We start from the raw sequence: 17,119 nt of genomic DNA, 5'->3' as shown, positions 1-17,119 counted from the left end.
GTAGTCTTAGACTTTCGCGTTATCCAAAGCCGGTGTGGTTGATGCTGCTCGGTTCCCGATAGCGATAGCGACACCGCGGTCAAGCACCACTTTGCCTTCACATAGGACCTGAAAGTTTGCGCCTTCAGTCGTGTTCCAGATATGTGTGGTCAAGGTCTGCCCGGGGATGACAGGAGCGGCGAAACGAGCTGAAATTGAACCCAGACCCTTTTCAGCTAGCTGGTCTACCGAGCGCAGCAACGCTTCGGCGGCCATAGCGTAGGTGCAAAGCCCATGCAGAATTGGACGTTCGAATCCGATCTTCTGGGCCATCGCCGGGTCGGAGTGCAGCGGGTTCTTATCGCCGTTCAGCCGATAGAGCAAAGCTTGGTCGGTACTGGTTGGGCTCTGGACAATCTTGTCCGCTGGCTCTTGTCGGTCCACCCAGCCCAAGGCGATCGGAGGTCGTGGACCGTAGCCGTTCTCCCCGCGAATCACCATTGAGGTAATACTGGTGGCCATTAGTTGTCCGGCCGGGTCCACCAGTTCTGTCGTCAACTCGATGATTGCGTTTTGGCCCTGGTCGTAGACCGCGCTCATAAAGTGGCGAGGTGTAGCGGTGCCTGCCGGTTGTAGTTCTTGATGCAAGGTCAGTGACTGACCTCCATGTAAAATCTGATGAAGTCTGAAGTCCCCTAAGTCTGCAAGCGAGCCTGAGCTTCCCCCCAAAACTACAGCAAAGGTCGGGAAGGCTCGTTGCTCGATGCCAGCAGAATTCTCCGTGGTGTATGCGATCCGGTCGGTAGAGTCGGGCCGGCCCACTCCAATGCTCAACGCATAGAGCAATGCTTGGTCACCGGTCCAGGTCACCGGTTCACCTTCGACGACTTTGCCGATGTTCTGGGTATAGATGGCCATTAAATGCCTTCCGTTGATTGTCGTGGGAGTGTGGGTTAGATCACCAACTACTAAATACTATAATTAGATTCTAGTTTTTGTCTATAGTTGTCTTGCCGAATATGCCAAGCGTCCTGCAATAACCCTTTAACTGCAGGAAGGTGCCCGGCGCAGTACTTGCGCAAGGCACCTATTCCATGAATTGCAGCCGCACGGCGGGCTAGGAACGTCCCTGCACCAATTTCGGCGCATTAGCTACAGAACCCGTGTTTTCCGGGTTCCACACCACCGGACGGCGGTTAAGGAAGCAGGCGACGATCAAGGACAGCGCTCCGAACACTGCCACGAATATGAAGGCGTCACCGACCCCCTGTTCGGCCACCAAGGAAGTCGCCGGATCCTGCCGACGCGCAAGCAAGAACGCACCAATCGCGGTCGCCACGGATTGCCCGATATTTCGCACCATCGTGTTTGTCCCGGTACTCTCCGAGGTATGAGATGCTGGCACAGCCTCGATAAGCACATTGGGTAGGGCCCCGAAGGTCAGGGAAACACCCACCGCGTTCACAGTCATAGCCACCAAAAACACCGGCAAGTTTCCAAGTAACAACACGATCGGAATGACCGCGCAGGTCATCAACAGCAAACCGGTTATGAACACGATTCGAGCACCAAACATTTGGGCAAGCCTGCCACCTAAAGGTGAGAAGAAGTAGCCAACCAGTGCTGTCACACAGCTGAAGGTCCCAGCGGCGGTGGCAGTGAATCCCAGACCAAAACCGAGTTCAGGTGGATATTGCAGCACCATCTGACTGGGTACCGCAAGACCCCCAATAGGACCGACGGCGGCCAGAAAAGTTGCCGTCATCACCAGCGCAATCTGCTTATTTTTGAACATCCTTAGGTTCACGATCGGGCTAGGGGTGTGCAGCTCCCACCAAATCCAAACGGCAACCGCGATGGCACCGGCAAGGATGATTCCGCCAGCTTGCACGGTGAAAAAACCAGTTTTGGAGCTGTTAGACAATCCTAGTAGTAGACCCGAGGCGCCAATGGGTAGCAACAAAGCGCCAAACAAGTCCTGTCGGTTGCGAATGTTCGGCCGTGGCTGGTCTTTGGGGATCACCAGCAACACAGCGATAGCTGCAATGGCAGCCAGCACCCCAGCAAAGAGGAAAATTCCATGCCAGGAATAAACATCAATCATCAGACCGGCAATGAGCGCCCCGCCAGCGCCAGCGATCAGCGCTGAAGCGCCAATCATGGAAACTCCTACCGGCAATTTCTTTTCCTGTAGGTGCTCACGGGCCAATCCAAAGGCCAGTCCCATGACCGCACCGGCGGTACCTTGGATGCCTCGGCCTATGATGATCATTTCTAGGCTGCCACCGATTAACGAAATGAAGGAGCCAATACCGGCCAATATGAGTACGACCAGCATGACCTTACGACGGCCATACATATCTCCCAGACGCCCACCGAGCAACGCGGCGGACGCCGAGACCAATAGGTAGATGGTGACTACCCAGGCCACGGTGCTGGCATCCTTCTGGAAATCTGCCATCAGGGTGGGCAGGGTCACGTACATCATGGACAGTTCAAAAGCCGAAACGATTTCCGCGAGCACCAATACCGCGACTACCGCGGCGAATCCCGGGACTGCGTTGCGCACTATGGGTGCTGCAGGCCTTGTCTGTGGTTCATTCATCTTAGTCCTGCCATTTCTGCGCCGTCATAGCGCACAGTGGATGCACCGGTGGCCGGTGCATCCAGGCAGTAACCCAGGCAAGGCCATACGGTGATGAATCTTGCCCGAGCGGGCGCATTAGTGGGTTGAGATGCCCACAGACTTGGTCCAGAAGAACTCTTCTAGGCCTTCAAGCCCACCTTCATTGCCAATGCCCGAATGTCCGATGCCGCCAAAAGGACGTTCTGCAGTGGCGTTAAATGCCCCGTTAACCGCCACCTCGCCGGTGACCAACTCTTCACTGAGGCGTAGCCCGCGACCTAAATCTGCGGTCCAGACATACCCCGAAAGCCCATACTGGGTGTCATTGGCCAAAGCCAGTGCTTCTGCTTCATCCTCGAAGGGAATCACTGCCAGCACGGGTCCAAAAACTTCTTCCTGCGCTAGCTGAGAGGCGGGATCTACATCGGCAAAAATCGTCGGTGGGTAGAAATATCCCTCGGCCAGTTCTCCTTCGGCCCGCTTCCCCCCGGTCACCAGCCGGGCCCCGTCGGTGTGGGCCTGAGCAACCATGGACTGGATCCGGTCGATGGCCTGCTGGCTAACCACCGGACCACACAGTGTGTAGTCGCCAGCAGGGTCACCGAGGGGGAAAGACTCGGCGATGCTCTGAACCATCCTAATGAACTGCTCATAGACCCCGCGCTGGACCAGTAATCGAGTAGGCAACGCACAGGCTTGGCCACTCATCATCCCGAAGGCCAGGAATGCAGCGTGTCCGGCTGCTTTTTCAAGATCAGCATCGTCAAAGACGATGTTGGCGGATTTTCCGCCCAGTTCTAAGATCATCGGTTTGAAGGTTTCGGCACAGCTGCGCGCAATGGCGCGTGCGGTAACTGGTCCACCGGTGAAAGTGATCTTTTTTACCAGCGGATGTTCCACCAAGGCAGCGCCTGCTTCGGCCCCACCAGTAACAATATTGATCACCCCATCAGGGATCCCTGCTTCCTGTACCAGCTGAGCAAATACTGTTGGGGTGAAGGGGGTGAGTTCGCTAGGCTTGATCACCATCGTGTTGCCAGCGGCTAGAGCTGCAGGCACTTTCATTGCCAATGACATGACAGGTGCGTTCCAAGTGATCACCGCCCCGATCACCCCATAGGGCTGTCTTAATGTGTGTCCCAAGGAACCGCCTGCGCCACCATTGCTGCTCACTCGGCCCAACGGAAGTTTATCCGCCCAGCCAGCGTAATAACGGACCCAATCCACAGCTGCGGCCACCATATTGCTGGCGGTACTCTTGGGAGCGCCGTTATCTGCACGGTTCGCTTCAGCCAACAGCGGTGCGCGTTCCTCCATCAGTTCAGCGAGCCTAAAGAGTAAGCGAGCACGTTGAGCTCCAGGAAGCCTGCGCCAAGAATCGAAAGCTTGGTGCGCGGCGAGCACCGCGGCATCGACCTGCTCAATACTAGCCATCGGTACCATGCCATTGGGTTTGCCAGTGGCCGGGTCTAGGTGTTCGAAGAGCTGCTGCCCCTCGCGGATTTGTTGCCCGTCAACCACCAGCGCCGGTGTTGGCAGTCCTACTACGGTTTCCAAACTCATACCCCACTCCTTGGCTCATAGCGCAGCATCGTGATATTTCCTTCCGGATAATCGGTAAACACCGGGGAAAGCTCCATTCCCAGATGCAGATTCTCGGGTTTGACATTAACGATCTCGGTAGAGAACTTAGGTCCTTCATCCCACTGAACAATAGCCAAAATCATTTCGCCTTCAGCCGCAAAGTGAGGGGCTGGCGGACGCGTGGCGACCGTATAGGAGTAGAGGGTTCCGTTTCCCGAGATCTCACGCCACTGCAGGTCATCGGCCAGCGTGCGCGGAGCCAACGGGCGCGGATAAAAGATGTATTCGTCAAGGGACGGAGAATACTGGATACGGACCTTACGTTCGGCCAACGCGTCCCAGAAGGGGCGGGTCAGCGGGGTCGGCACCGGCAATGGTCGAGACAGCTTGGGCAGTGCATATGTAGACATGAGAGTATTCCTTTCGAGAAACGGGTAACGCGCGGAAGCTAATCGCCTTGCAGGATCAGGGCGGTTTGTTCACTCATAATGCCGCCGTTGCCGCTGACGAAGGCACGGTTACAATCGGAGACCTGAGCAGCATTGGCGCGGCCCATAATTTGTCTGGCCCCATCAATGACATGGTGCATTCCGCCAGCGACGCCGGACTGACCGAAGGAAAGTTGTCCGCCCGCGGTGTTCATCGGGAAGTCCCCCCGGAAGGTCAGGTCATGGTTGGCCACAAAATCCATGCCCTTTCCCTTGGGCGCAAATCCGGCATCTTCGAGGCTCATCAAGACGGTAATCGAATAGCAGTCGTATATTGAGACCATGTCCACGTCTGTACGGGTAATCCCAGCCATAGAGAACGCCTGCTCTGCAGCATGAACCATCGGAGAGGTCATCAAGTCTCGGGCGTAGGTGGGAGTCTTGTAGGGCACTCGCTCACCGAAACCGGTAATCCATACCGGACGATTCTTGGACTTTTTAGCCATGTTTGCGTTGCCTACTACGACGGCTGCTCCGCCTTGGCACGGCATAACTATTTCCAGCATGTGCAACGGGTCGGCGATCATCGGAGAATTCAACACATCATTGACGGTAATCGGCTGGCCGTGGAAGACCGCTCCCGGGGTGGCGCAGGCGTTGGTCCGCTGGTCCACCGCTATCTTGGCCATGGCACGTTCGTCATAGCCGAATTCGTGCCCGTAACGTTTAGCGATCTGTCCGTACGGTCCGTTCTGTCCTAGGTTGCCAAACGGGATCTCGAACTCCGCTTGGGGGGACCCATAGGCATTGGAGGAGGCCCCGAAGTACATCTTGTCGTCCATGACGAAGGGCTTGCGCTCATCGGTTGGCACGATGTGGGTGCCAGGGAAGGTCACCAGCACCGCATCGCATAATCCCAGCTCCACCGCGGCCGCAGCACGCCAAATTCCGGCGGCCGAGCCAGCTCCACCTAAGTCCACGATTTCTGCGAAGTTCGCATCGATACCCAAGTATTCGGTGACGGTAGAAGGGACAAAGAATTCAGCTTCACCGATCATCGGGGTTACGATGCCGTTGATGTCGGTGGCGTCTAGTCCTGCGTCATCCAGGGCAGCCTTAGACAATCTGGCCCACTGTTCCAAGCTGAAGGTTGGTTCACGAGTGAGCTTGCGTTGTGGTGGAAGTTCGCAATAGCCCAGGATGGCTGCTTGACCTTTGAGTCCCATTCGGATGCTCCTTAGATTCGGGGTGGTGTGGTGATGGTTCACCGCAGTTTTTGGGTGCGGCGGTGACCAGGTAATTTCAAAGTGATGGTGCTTAGTTGGCCGGTTGATACCGGTAGTCCAGCACATCGATACCTAAGGGACCGTAGGGTTGCGTATCGCAGTGCAGCGCTTGGATCAAGTGGTGGTCGAACACCAGCGGTGGTGCGCAAGCCTGCGAAAAAACCAAGGCTTGGAGCGCCGGAGTGCTGGTACCTGTTGCTTCTAACACCAAATGCGCACCTTGCGCCCAGGAGAACACCATGGCAGAGGCCGTGGCCCCCTTGATGAACTCCAATTTTCCGCCGAGCACCGTGCACAAGGCACGGCGGGCCAACGATTCATCGCGAACAAGACCGTAGATGGCGTCGAGTCGGGCGCTAGGTAACTGTGTTTGAGCGGGGAACTGATTGCTGTTTTCCCACGGGCAGGGTACCTGGCCTGGTGAGATAATCGGGTCCTCGGAATCCAGGCTCAGGCTGGTTTCCACCAACTGGACTAAGAAACCTAGTCCAGTGTCCTTTGGATGCAAGAAGGCCTCTCGCCACCACGGATTTTCAATATTCTCCAAGATAGTGCGCACTCCAGCAGCCCGGGCCGTCTCTAAGGCGGCACGGATATCGGCCACCTTAAAGGTGATGTGATGCGCTTTGGGACGGCCTTGTGTGGTGTGAAGATAATCGGTGATGAATCCGTGACCCGCGCTACCCGGTTCCAGCAGTTCCAGACGCATGCCATCGACGAGTTCAAGCTGACTGGGGCTAAAAACTTCTTGTGTGAAGCCGGAAACCCAGCGGGCACCAAATTGTTGACTCAGGGCCGGTCCGGCACTAGTCCAGCTAGGTACAGCAAAGGCTACGTGGTCTAGTTCGTAGGCGCTCATCGGACACCGGCTACGTCATTGACATGTGCCCGAACCGTGACTACGAGGCGACGGGCTCCAAACGGTGCTTGACCAGTACAACGAACCGGTCCAGGATCCGGTAGGCTTCCTGAATGGTTTTGTCCTTGGAAATGACGCGACTGACGACGTCCATCAACAAGGCCCAAACCATAACCGTAATATCTGCGGCTTCTGCCTCGTCCAAGGCACTCATTTCTACCCGGATGGGTTCTTCCAAAATTTCGCCCAGGCGCACCATTACCGGCCCCACATCCGCGACCGAGCTGCTGCGCAACTGCAAAATCGCCTTGTAGAAGTACGGGTGCTTCTCGAACGAAGCCAAAGCCCCGCGGAGCCTGAAACTGATGCGTTCGGTGGTGCCCATCAATTCGTCGTTGGGCAGCCTCGTCTGGGAGAAGGGTGTCGCCCAGTCGAAGACCACTTCTGCGTAAAGATGGTCCTTGGAGCTGAAATAGCGGTACAGTGTGCCCAGCGCGACGTTGGCAGAAGTCGCCACGTCGCGGATCTGGATGGATTCGTAGTCGGTGACTCTTAGCATGTCCTTGGCGGCATCGATGATTCGCTGGCGCCGGACGACCTGATAGGCCGGTAACTCGCTCGTTGGCGAGATGGATTGTCCTGTCATGCCGTGCCTCGTGTTCGGTGAACTTGTGGATTTCCCACGCTACCACCTTGTTTTCACGAATTTGCAATGAGAAACGACTCATGATTGCTCCTTCCACCGCACGAGGGCGTCCAAAGCCTCGATCTGATTGCCTGCCACACGCAGTGGGTTGATCTCCAATTCTTCGAGCTGATCTCCCAACCCCAGCGCCACTTCGGTTATTTCAAAGATCCTCTGGGCCAGGTCATCTAGGTCGGTAGCCTGCGAACCGCGGAACCCGGTGAGGAGTTCAATACCCTTGAGGGATTCAAGCATTCGGCGGATTTCAACGGGGCTGACCGGTAGCAGGCGCAGGGCCGAGTCTTTGAGGATCTCCACCATCACTCCACCGAAGCCAACGGCCAGCACCTTACCCCACTGCGGGTCGGTGATGATGCCGACCAAAAGTTCATTGCCCGCAGGGCGCATGGGTGAGACCGCGACCCCTTGGATGCAGGCTTCTGGGGCAAGCCGGGCCACGGAATCCATGATGAATTCATATGCTTGCGCTACTTCCGTAGCATCTTTCAACGCGAGGCGTACGCCGCCTACCTCGGTTTTGTGTGCAATGTCTTCACTGGCAATCTTTAGCACCACGGGATACCCGATGGTTTCTGCCGTTTGAACTGCATGGGCGACGGTGGAAGTCACCTTCCCGGGCACATATGGCACGCCGTGGCTTCGCAGAAAATCTCCGGTTTCAATCTCGCTGAAATGCTCTGCCGCATCCGGCTTTTGAATTATTGCCGGTGTCTTAAGCTCCAGTTCGTCCTCCAACTGTGCGCAACGCTGTCCCCACCAGACGCTGTGACCGGCGGCTTCAATACCGCGTTCAAAGGAATCCGAGGCATGTGGCAATCCATGCTCGGCCGCGAAGTTGCGCGCGAATTCGTTAACTTCCGTTGGCAAGAAGCTCATCGCTACCACCGGCTTGCCGGCCTCTTTCAGCTGCCGGTGCAATCCAGGTTCCGTGGGTTTACCAAGATCCACCATGAACTGGTTGGTGGGCCATGAGGTGTTGAGCACAACGAAGTCAAAACTTTCATCATCGATGAATGCATCCCCGGCTTTGGTCAAAATCGAGGGGTCAACCGAGATGTAACCGGTGGTATCCATGGGGTTGTTGACCGCGGCGAATTCGGGCAAACCCTCTTCCCGCAGCCGCTGCACGGTGGATTCCAGCGGGGCTGGTAGTTCCAGCCCCGCGTCTTGAGCTTTGTCAGCAATCAGCGCGCACATGGCACCGGAGCCGGTAACCACTCCAAAGCGCGGGCCCGGTAGGGCACCATAGGATTCCAAGATGCCAGCGGTGGCGACAAGCTCTTCAATATTGGACACGCGGATCACCCCGAACTGTTTGCAGATCGCGTCGATGACATTGTCATCGCCTGCTAGCGAGCCAGTATGCGCTGCGGCGGCCATAGCTGAAGCTTCGGAGGCACCAGCCTTAAAGATGACGATGGGTTTGCCAGCTTCTCGAGCCCGGCGGGCCACGTCCAAGAACTGTTGCGTGTTGGTGATCTGTTCTAGATAGGCGGCAATGACCTTCGTGTTCGGATCATCGATGAGCAAATTCATGACATCAATGGCTGAAACCATCGCCTCGTTGCCCACCGTGACGGCATAGGAAACACCGACACCGCGACTGGCCATATAGGGCAGCAGATATATGGCTAGAGCTCCGGATTGGCTGGCAATGCCAACCGATCCGGTCACCAAAGGCAGTTGGGTCATATGCCCAAAAGCCGCCACCTTCGCATGGGCATTAATAAAACCTAGATTATTTGGTCCGAGGATCAGCTGATCGGCTGAGCGTGCGCGATCCACCAGCAACTGTTGCAGGGCCTGGCCTTCTGCACCTGCCTCACCCAATCCACTGGCCAACACGATCAAGTTGCGGATGCCTTTGGCGATGCACTGCTGTTGAATCTCTGGCAGCGAGTTGGTTCCGGTCAGCACCACTGCCAAGTCCGGGGTTTCGGGCAGGTCAGCAATGCTTGTATAGGAGGCTTGGCCGTGGCATTCTTCGCCGCGGCGGTTTACCAGATACACGGTTCCCTCAAATCCGGCTGCACCGAGATTTGAATGGGTGAAACTTGACCAAGTGTTCGTGGTGTTGGCCCCGACGATGACGATGCTGCTTGGTTCAAGCAGTTCACGCAGTCGGGAGGGTGCCAAGTTATTGCTGCTCGGCGTCGCAATGGTTAGTGCAGTCATGCCCAGAAGGTCCTTTCACGGTGCGCCACATCAGCGTGGCTTTATGTCGGGCGCGGTGGCCCGGAAGCAAATCAGGAAATACGCGTCTGCCGTCTAACCGCGCGGCAGTCCGATAATCCGTTCAGCGATTACGTTCAGCTGAATTTCAGTGGTGCCCCCGCCAATGAGTACCTGCGGTACAGCCAGCTGAGCGGTCACCGCATCGGCTGGGGCATGGGCGAAGATTGCTGACGGTCCGGCCAGTTTGAGCAATTGGCCGGCGGTCTGCCGCGACAATCGGGCATGGGCCACCTTGGCCAATGAAGACCCGGCCCCAGGCTGCAGGCCGTTGACCTGCTTGAGAGTTTCGCGCAGATTCATCGCACCGATGGCACCGCTAATCGCTGCCGAACGTCCTAACACCTCAAGCGCATTTTCCCGGCAGCCGATGTAGCTCTGCTCATTGATCAACTGACGCAATCCGTCTTCGGTGCCGATAGAGACACCGGATGAAATCTGTGTGCGTTCATTTTGCAAGGTGGTGGCGGTAATTCGCCAGCCTTGACCGGGCTCCCCCAACAAATACTCATCGGCAACGAATACATCATCGAGGAAGACCTCGTTAAACTCTGACTCCCCCGTAGCTTGGCGCAAGGGGCGAACGTCTACTCCCGCGGCGGACATATCCACTAAGAAGTAGCTCAGACCCCGATGTTTGGCCACGGTAGGGTCGGTGCGTGCTAGGCAGATTCCCCAGTGCGCCTCATGTGCACCGGATGTCCAGACTTTCTGCCCCGAAAGCTTCCAGCCGTCCTCGACCTTGATAGCGCGTGTGCTCAACCCTGCTAAGTCCGAGCCGGCACCCGGTTCGGAGAACAACTGACACCAGATCAGTTCGCCACGGAGCGTAGGTAAGGTGAACTGTTCCTTGAGGGCATCGCTGCCGAAGGCCAAAATGGTGGGCATCGCCCATTCGCCAATCACGCTAGATGGTTGAGTCAGGTTGTGCCGTGCATATTCTTGGGCAATGATGACTTGTTGTGCCGGAGTGGCACCCAGTCCGTAGGGTGCTGGCCAGTGCGGTGCGGCCAGACCGTTGTCGGCGAGGAAATTACGCCTTGATCCGCGAGTATGCCAGCGCCCGGCTTGATGTTCGTCTTCCAAAGCCAGTGCTGAATTCAAGAGTTCCGCGACCCGTCGACGGAAGCTTGCGTCCTCGTCGGCTAGCTCCACATCGATGGAGCGTTGCGCGCCGAGCGCCGCTTCACCGGCGTCGATTAGCAACTGTTCGTGTGGGGAACTGAGTGCATTCAGGCTGATAGCTCGACGCCAGTAAAGGTGTGCATCATGTTCCCAGGTGAAACCAATACCACCGAAGACGGTGATCGCTTCGGTAATTGCTTCAATGGATGGGACAATCGCCGCTTCCAGCGCGCTGGCAGCCGCAAGTCGTTGCTGTGTTTGGTCCTGAGTGACGGAAACTACCGCAGACCACGCGGCTGCCGTAGCCATTTCGGCGTTAATCAGCAGCTGCGCGCACTTGTGCTTGATAGCTTGAAAGGATCCGATGGGCGTGGAGAACTGCTCGCGGATTTTGGCGTAGTCGCTAGACGCTACGCTTGCCCAACGCATGATTCCAGCGGCCTCAGAACCACAAAATCCTGTATGCAATGCATTAATCTGACTCGCGGTGACGCCAGTGAGCACCGCAGTCTCACCGATCACAACGTTTTCAAAGACCACGGTCGAGGCGTCCCTGCCTAAATCGGCGCCGACTGCTGGTACCCGCGAGAGGCCGGCAGTAGCGGATTCGACTATGGCATAGTGAACGGTGCTCGCTAAATCAAAGCCGACCACTAGGTACTTGGCGGCTATAGCCGAGAGTGCTGGCACCGCTCCGGTGATCGCCCAGCCATCAGAAATTTTTAGTGCCGAAAGATTCGCGGAGGCAAGGATCAAACTGCCGGTGGCTCCGGCTGCGAAGTCTTCAAGTACCGTGGTGTGCGCCTCGCGGTTCTCGGCCAGGTTCACCGCCGCGCTGGCGAGCACGGTGGACAAAAATGGGCCGCTTACATGACGGTGCCCGAACTCTTCAAGCACGATGGCGGTTTCAACCAGCGTTCCGCCTTGTCCACCGAGTTCTTCGCTCAGGTGCAAGGCGTGCAACCCGTTATCTAGTAGCTCATCCCAGTAACTCGGAAGTTGTCCGGCGGCGAGGGACTCCTGCTCCTGGCGGGTAGCGAGCAAATCAACGGCGCTACGAGTGAAATCAGCTACTGCAGCTGCGAGGTCAACTTGCTCTTCAGTCAGCGATAGGGCCATGCCTGGTGCTCCATTTCCGGGAACGTCCCGCCAACACGCTCTGCATCTGACGAGATGAATAAAATGATTAACTGAAACTAGACTCTAGTTTAAGTTTGTGATGTAGGCAACAGTTTTTCCGAATAAATCACTTCAACTTTTTTCCGTATTTTTGCTCCCGCTCAGCGCAGTACTCATCAACAGGCGAAAGCCGGACACCTCACAGGTGCCCGGCTTTCACTTCACGATGTTGTTCTTGTTTTATTCCGCGCTACCGCGAGGCCCTACCCACATGCCATGGGCCTTAGCCACAACCCGTCCACCCGCGCTGATTTGCCCTACCATCCAAACTTTTCGACCATCAAACCGGTCAATCGTCCCAGTGATTTCTAGCTCTTGAAACAATGGAACCGCTAAGTCATAGTCCACGGTGAGAGTTCTGGTGAACACCCATTGCCCCGAAGTGCCAGCTGCATATCCCATGACATGATCCAGTAACGTCGCGACATACCCGCCATGCACCCGCCCCGGCGGTCCTTGATAGGCCAACCCCATGGTCACCCGAGCTTTAGCGCCGTGCTGACCGTCAGGAACAACTTCCAGTGGCGGTGAAAGCGGGTTACACAACCCCGTCACCGGCGAACGGTCCAAATACTCGGCACTACGCATCGAGTCTTTCGATTCAACAATCGGCGGGTCCACTAGCTGCCGGTCGGCCAATAGCTGTGCCACATTAGCCAACTTTTCAGCCACCTCACTCACCATCGGATCATGTGGATCCACGCGAACTAACGCATCGATGATCCGACGAGTATGCTCAGCAGCCTCCAAAAGGCCCAGCCTTCGGTCATCGTTTTCTCGGTGGCTTTCTTGCGCTGGTTGCCACGTAAAGGACTTAGTCATTGCCTAAGATCAATGCACTGGTAGGGACGCCCGTTCCTGCGGTGACCAGCACGTTGCGGGCGTTTGCCACCTGGTTAACTGCGGTACCACGAATCTGTCGAACGCCCTCGGCAATGCCATTCATTCCATGAATATAGGCTTCGCCCAGCTGACCACCGTTGGTGTTGATCGGTAGGCGACCACCGAGTTCTATGGCTCCATTCTTAATGAAGTCTTTTGCCTCGCCACGACCGCAGAAACCAAACTCTTCTAGTTGTGCCAGCACGAACGGAGTGAAGTGGTCATAGAGCACCGCGGTATCGATGTCTTGCGGAGCCAACCCGGTATCCCGCCAGAGCTGATTTGCGACGTTACCCATTTCTGGCAGTGCACGGTTACCATCAGCACGGTAGTAGCTCGTCATGGAGTGCTGGTCATAGCTGGTGCCCTGGGCGGCGGACTTAATGGTTACCGCCTTACCCTTTAGATCCTTGGCGCGTTCTACGCTGGTGACAACAAACGCCTGACCGCCATCTGATTCTTGACAGCAGTCCAAAAGGTGCAAGGGATCGGCGATGAAGCGTGAAGCCTGGTGTTCTTCGAGGGTTATGGGCTTTTCATAGAACCACGCCTTCGGGTTGGTGGCGGCGTGTTTACGGTCGGCCACCGCTACCCTGCCAAAGTCTTCGCTGGTTGCCCCATACAAGTGCATATAGCGACGTGCGAACATGCCAACCCAGGATGCTGGCGTCATCAATCCCGAGGGCAGATACCAGGAGTAGTTGGCTGCCCGGGCGTCCGGAGCCATACCGTTAGTGCTCATCGCCGCACCAAACCTGGCACCAGAGCGCTCATTGAAGGCGCGGTAGCAGACTACGGTCTTGGCCACACCGGTGGCCACGGCCATCGCTGCGTGCAGCAAGGTGCCGGCTGCCGCGCCTCCCCCGTAATCAACATGGCTGAAGAAATTCAGCTCCTTACAGCCGAGGCCACGGGCCACATCAATAGCCGGATTAGTGTCCATGGAATAGGTAACCATTCCATCAACTTCATGCGGATCCACACCTGCGTCAAGACAAGCGGCGAGCGCTGCTTCTTGGGCGAGCTGCAGTTCAGACCGTCCGGAATTTTTGGAGAACTCAGTGGCGCCGATACCAACAATTGCGGCTTTATTAGCAAGGTTGCTCATCGCGTTTCCTCCTGAGATTCAAAGGTCAGTTCTACGGTTCCGGTGACATGCGGACCAAGCGAGTTAGTCCCGTTGATCGCCAGGACAATACGTTCGCCTTGGACAGCCTGCACCGTGCCAGTAAACGTCATCTCATCACCGGGATAGTTCGGTGCACCAAGACGGATATTAATCTTTTTAATCCGCCCCAGCGGGCCAGAGAATTCACTGACGTACCTGTTGACAAGGCAGTTTGTGGTCAGGATATTCATGAAGATATCTGGGGTTCCGGCAGCTTGAGCCACCGACTTGTCATGATGTACCTTCTGGAAATCACGGGTGGCAACAGCACCAGTAGCAATGAGCGTTGCGGTGACTGGAATCTTCAGCTCCGGCAGCTGTTGCCCTTCGGTGATCACCGGTGCAACCAATAGCTGTGTCTTGGCGATTGCGGTCATGATCGTGCTCCTATCGGACGGGCAACGGGAAGCACAAGATCCTCATCCATGCGTTCTGCACTGACGAGCACTGGCATACCCACTACGACTTGTTCTGCCTTAATGCCTTCAATATTCATCACAACCCGGGGACCTTCCTCCAACTCGATCACGGCGACAACGTAGCCAGCTTCGAAAGGCGGGACGATGGGGTGATGCATCACCACAAAACTAAAGACCTCACCACGCCCACTCATCACCCCCGGTCTCCAATCTAGGCAGTGGCAACTAGGACACATTGGGGTTGGCGGATGACGCAGCTGGCTACATTCAAGGCATTTTTGGATGGCCAGTTCGCCCTGGTTCAGTGCGTCAAAGTAAAATTTGTTGTCGAAGTTGATGGCCGGGCGCGGACGCACTGCGGTGCGCTGCTTCTTTTCACTGATGGTTTCAGTCATTGTCCTGCTCCTGTCCTACGGCTGGGGTGTACCAGAGGGTGCGGAAACGCATAGTTCCCACCAGCTGGTCGTTCTGGTCCTTGTATTCGGTCAGGGTGGTAATGAAATACCCTTCGCCTAATCCGGTCTGCTTAGGGCCCTTGAGTGACTCGACTTTTTCATAGGCCGTCAATACGTCGCCGGGAACGAGATGGCGTTCATATTCTTGTTCGCTGTTCACAGCAACGACCTTCGGGTAGCCGCTGGCTTCGAGGATTCCATAGGCCCGGTCAACGTCGCTGGAAATTTCCGGGTCGCTAGGGTTAGTCATGTTCCAAACCTGTAAGGCCGCTGGTGGTGCAACCACATCACTGTGCCCGGCATTGCGTGCTACCTCGGGATCCAAATAGATAGGGTTGGCATCCCCCATTGCGTCGCACAGGTGATGAATCATGGGGCGGTTAACCGGGTCCCGGGCAATACTCACTCGTTCATGGCTAGCACTAATCAGCTCGTTGATTTCGAGGCTGGGATCTACACTCATCTGCTCTCCTTGGAACTTCGTTGGGTCTATTTGGCTTCGGCCGTTAGCATCGGCAAGAGGTGACTACGTCGGTTCCTCGCGAATGCGGATTTCAGTTCAGCCACAACTGCTGAGTCGAGAACTTCATAGTCGAATTGCCGGGCGGGTCGATAAAAGATCAAGTCATCAGCCAACCATGCGTCTTTGCGCAATTGTGGTTTGTTAATCTTTTGGGTTGCGGTCACCGGGACATCGGTCACCACGCGCAGAAATTTCGGAGCCCATTTGGTGCCGAGATCAGGCTGGGCATCCAAAAACTGGGCAAACTCTTGCACATCGAATGTAGAAGGATCTTCCACCTGAATGGTGGCCATCACCTGGTCACCGGTTCGCACATCAGGCACCGGGTAAACCGCAGCTAGTGTGGCTCCCGGAAAACGTGAGAGAACACGTTCGATAGGAGCGGCGGAAAAGTTTTCACTATCGACGCGTAACCGATCTGCATCTCGTCCGGCGAAGTAAAAGAAGCCGTCCTCGTCGCGGTAGCCTAGGTCTCCAGTGAAAAATGCGGTCCCACGTACTCGCGCTGCGGTGGCCGCAGGATTTTTATAGTAACCCTCAAATAGGGCCGCCCCGGTGAGGTTCACCAATTCACCGATGGCTTCTTCTGCGTTCAGGATTCGTCCGTCGTCACTTAGCTGAGCTCGTGGACATTCTTCCATCGTCGCCGGATCAACTACCGCGGCATCCATACCGGTCGGAGCCGCACCCAACGCGTTCTTGGGAGTATCTGCGGTACGCGCAAGGGTCAGCCCGCCTTCCGAAGCACCATAACTTTCTGTGGGCCCCACCCCGTAGCGACGTTTGAACTCTGCTAGGTCAAATTCGCTCGCTTCGGTCCCAAAACAGGACTCCAAATACGTTCCGGATTCTTCTTGACGTTCTGGCTGGGCCAGCAGATAAGAGAGGGAACGGCCAACATAATTGAAGTAGGTGGCCTTGTAACGCATCACATCTCGTAGAAACTTCGAGGCGGAGAATTTTCGGGCCAAAGCGAAGGTGCCACCGGTTGCCAGCGGGTTGGCCCAACAGGCGAAGATGCCGTTGCCATGAAACAACGGCATCGCGTTGTAGCTGACATCGCGCCGCCCCAAGCCCATATGCCGATAAACTGCGGTGCGACATAGGCGGCCGGTGGTGCAGATCACCGCTTTCGGATCCCCCGTAGAGCCCGAAGTAAACAGCAAGAGCAGCTTGGTTTCCGGATTATTAGCTGCCGGGATTTGGGGTGCCGGCAAGCCGCGAAACGGGGCTAAGATCCGTTCAAATTCTTCGGTTCCAATATACAAGGTCCGCTGTGTGGGAATTCCGGAAGGCGCCGAGTTGAAGTAACTTTCCAATTCTTTGGAAGTGATTAGGATTTCCACATCGGTGTAGGCAATATCGCGGGTCAGCTCTTCACCACGGCGGGTGAGGTTGATACCCACCACGGTGGCTCCAGCGTAGGCTGCCGCACCGATGGCAAATACGTATTCCGGGTCGTTTTCCAACATCACCCCCACGTGGAAGGCGACGCCTGGCTGGTGTAAGGCCAACAATGCGTGGGCGCGAACTTTACACTCATCAACTACTTCGGCCCAAGTCCAGATGCGGCCTTCGAACAACAGGCCAGGATGTTCATCCTTGGCTCGTAGCTCCAACAGGTCTCTGGTGGTTTTTGCAATTGACGGCGGGGAAACTATGTTCATT

Annotated in this window: 15 protein-coding genes; all 15 read right to left on the bottom strand. The window is 56.3% G+C overall.

Annotation, left to right across the window (positions count from 1 at the left end):
• Positions 1-6: 6 nt before the first annotated feature.
• The 15 genes from CQ011_RS09680 to CQ011_RS09610 all read right to left on the bottom strand — a co-directional run bounded on the left by CQ011_RS09680 (position 7) and on the right by CQ011_RS09610 (position 17,118).
• Entirely contained in the window at positions 7-897 is an 891-nt protein-coding gene (locus tag CQ011_RS09680; RefSeq protein WP_105677436.1) for a MaoC/PaaZ C-terminal domain-containing protein, read from the bottom strand.
• A gap of 199 nt (positions 898-1,096) precedes the next feature.
• The gene (locus CQ011_RS09675) at positions 1,097-2,584 is read right to left on the bottom strand and encodes an MFS transporter (protein ID WP_105677434.1); all 1,488 of its coding nucleotides are present in this window, start codon (positions 2,582-2,584) and stop codon (positions 1,097-1,099) included.
• A 117-nt stretch (positions 2,585-2,701) separates the two neighbouring features.
• Complete coding sequence (locus CQ011_RS09670; RefSeq protein WP_105677430.1) at positions 2,702-4,168, bottom strand: aldehyde dehydrogenase family protein; 1,467 nt, start codon at positions 4,166-4,168, stop codon at positions 2,702-2,704.
• On the bottom strand, positions 4,165-4,599 hold the full coding sequence (locus tag CQ011_RS09665) for a Zn-ribbon domain-containing OB-fold protein (protein WP_105677424.1): 435 nt from the start codon (positions 4,597-4,599) through the stop codon (positions 4,165-4,167). Before CQ011_RS09665 ends, CQ011_RS09670 begins: the two co-directional genes overlap by 4 nt.
• A gap of 38 nt (positions 4,600-4,637) precedes the next feature.
• On the bottom strand, positions 4,638-5,843 hold the full coding sequence (locus tag CQ011_RS09660; RefSeq protein WP_105677420.1) for a thiolase family protein: 1,206 nt from the start codon (positions 5,841-5,843) through the stop codon (positions 4,638-4,640).
• A 91-nt stretch (positions 5,844-5,934) separates the two neighbouring features.
• A complete protein-coding gene (locus CQ011_RS09655; RefSeq protein WP_105677415.1) occupies positions 5,935-6,762 on the bottom strand; it encodes a VOC family protein in 828 nt (275 codons plus the stop codon).
• 40 nt (positions 6,763-6,802) lie between these two features.
• Entirely contained in the window at positions 6,803-7,408 is a 606-nt protein-coding gene (locus tag CQ011_RS09650; protein ID WP_105677409.1) for a TetR/AcrR family transcriptional regulator, read from the bottom strand.
• A gap of 78 nt (positions 7,409-7,486) precedes the next feature.
• Positions 7,487-9,643 (bottom strand): acetate--CoA ligase family protein, encoded by a 2,157-nt coding sequence (locus tag CQ011_RS09645; protein ID WP_105677406.1) that lies wholly within the window; start codon positions 9,641-9,643, stop codon positions 7,487-7,489.
• Positions 9,644-9,736: 93 nt separating this feature from the next.
• Positions 9,737-11,944, bottom strand: coding sequence for an acyl-CoA dehydrogenase family protein (locus CQ011_RS09640; protein WP_105677403.1), 2,208 nt, complete (start codon positions 11,942-11,944; stop codon positions 9,737-9,739).
• A gap of 240 nt (positions 11,945-12,184) precedes the next feature.
• Positions 12,185-12,826 carry a PaaI family thioesterase gene (locus CQ011_RS09635; protein ID WP_105677400.1) on the bottom strand — a complete coding sequence of 214 codons (642 nt, stop codon included), beginning with the start codon at positions 12,824-12,826 and terminating at the stop codon, positions 12,185-12,187.
• Positions 12,819-13,994, bottom strand: a complete 1,176-nt coding sequence (locus CQ011_RS09630) for a lipid-transfer protein (protein ID WP_105677396.1) — start codon at positions 13,992-13,994, stop codon at positions 12,819-12,821. Before CQ011_RS09630 ends, CQ011_RS09635 begins: the two co-directional genes overlap by 8 nt.
• Positions 13,991-14,431, bottom strand: a complete 441-nt coding sequence (locus tag CQ011_RS09625; protein ID WP_105677394.1) for a MaoC family dehydratase — start codon at positions 14,429-14,431, stop codon at positions 13,991-13,993. The genes CQ011_RS09630 and CQ011_RS09625 overlap by 4 nt, the downstream gene beginning before the upstream one ends.
• Positions 14,428-14,868: a Zn-ribbon domain-containing OB-fold protein gene (locus tag CQ011_RS09620; RefSeq protein ID WP_105677390.1), complete on the bottom strand. Its 441-nt coding sequence runs from the start codon at positions 14,866-14,868 to the stop codon at positions 14,428-14,430. Before CQ011_RS09620 ends, CQ011_RS09625 begins: the two co-directional genes overlap by 4 nt.
• The gene (locus CQ011_RS09615) at positions 14,861-15,391 is read right to left on the bottom strand and encodes an FAS1-like dehydratase domain-containing protein (RefSeq protein ID WP_105677385.1); all 531 of its coding nucleotides are present in this window, start codon (positions 15,389-15,391) and stop codon (positions 14,861-14,863) included. The genes CQ011_RS09620 and CQ011_RS09615 overlap by 8 nt, the downstream gene beginning before the upstream one ends.
• A 26-nt stretch (positions 15,392-15,417) precedes the next feature.
• Positions 15,418-17,118 carry an AMP-binding protein gene (locus CQ011_RS09610; protein WP_105677381.1) on the bottom strand — a complete coding sequence of 567 codons (1,701 nt, stop codon included), beginning with the start codon at positions 17,116-17,118 and terminating at the stop codon, positions 15,418-15,420.
• Position 17,119 lies beyond the last annotated feature (1 nt).

The sequence above is a fragment of the Arthrobacter sp. MYb213 genome (assembly GCF_002979915.1).
In the GTDB taxonomy this organism is placed as follows: Bacteria; Actinomycetota; Actinomycetes; order Actinomycetales; family Micrococcaceae; genus Glutamicibacter.
The sequence above is the reverse complement of the archived record's forward strand: the minus strand, read 5'-3'. Positions and strand labels throughout refer to the sequence as shown.

Bases quoted from the DNA above. Each gene is read 5' to 3' on its own strand.
- CQ011_RS09680 (WP_105677436.1), bottom strand. From the start codon at position 897: ATGGCCATCTATACCCAGAACATCGGCAAAGTCGTCGAAGGTGAACCG.
- CQ011_RS09675 (WP_105677434.1), bottom strand. From the start codon at position 2,584: ATGAATGAACCACAGACAAGGCCTGCAGCACCCATAGTGCGCAACGCA.
- CQ011_RS09670 (WP_105677430.1), bottom strand. From the start codon at position 4,168: ATGAGTTTGGAAACCGTAGTAGGACTGCCAACACCGGCGCTGGTGGTT.
- CQ011_RS09665 (WP_105677424.1), bottom strand. From the start codon at position 4,599: ATGTCTACATATGCACTGCCCAAGCTGTCTCGACCATTGCCGGTGCCG.
- CQ011_RS09660 (WP_105677420.1), bottom strand. From the start codon at position 5,843: ATGGGACTCAAAGGTCAAGCAGCCATCCTGGGCTATTGCGAACTTCCA.
- CQ011_RS09655 (WP_105677415.1), bottom strand. From the start codon at position 6,762: ATGAGCGCCTACGAACTAGACCACGTAGCCTTTGCTGTACCTAGCTGG.
- CQ011_RS09650 (WP_105677409.1), bottom strand. From the start codon at position 7,408: ATGACAGGACAATCCATCTCGCCAACGAGCGAGTTACCGGCCTATCAG.
- CQ011_RS09645 (WP_105677406.1), bottom strand. From the start codon at position 9,643: ATGACTGCACTAACCATTGCGACGCCGAGCAGCAATAACTTGGCACCC.
- CQ011_RS09640 (WP_105677403.1), bottom strand. From the start codon at position 11,944: ATGGCCCTATCGCTGACTGAAGAGCAAGTTGACCTCGCAGCTGCAGTA.
- CQ011_RS09635 (WP_105677400.1), bottom strand. From the start codon at position 12,826: ATGACTAAGTCCTTTACGTGGCAACCAGCGCAAGAAAGCCACCGAGAA.
- CQ011_RS09630 (WP_105677396.1), bottom strand. From the start codon at position 13,994: ATGAGCAACCTTGCTAATAAAGCCGCAATTGTTGGTATCGGCGCCACT.
- CQ011_RS09625 (WP_105677394.1), bottom strand. From the start codon at position 14,431: ATGACCGCAATCGCCAAGACACAGCTATTGGTTGCACCGGTGATCACC.
- CQ011_RS09620 (WP_105677390.1), bottom strand. From the start codon at position 14,868: ATGACTGAAACCATCAGTGAAAAGAAGCAGCGCACCGCAGTGCGTCCG.
- CQ011_RS09615 (WP_105677385.1), bottom strand. From the start codon at position 15,391: ATGAGTGTAGATCCCAGCCTCGAAATCAACGAGCTGATTAGTGCTAGC.
- CQ011_RS09610 (WP_105677381.1), bottom strand. From the start codon at position 17,118: ATGAACATAGTTTCCCCGCCGTCAATTGCAAAAACCACCAGAGACCTG.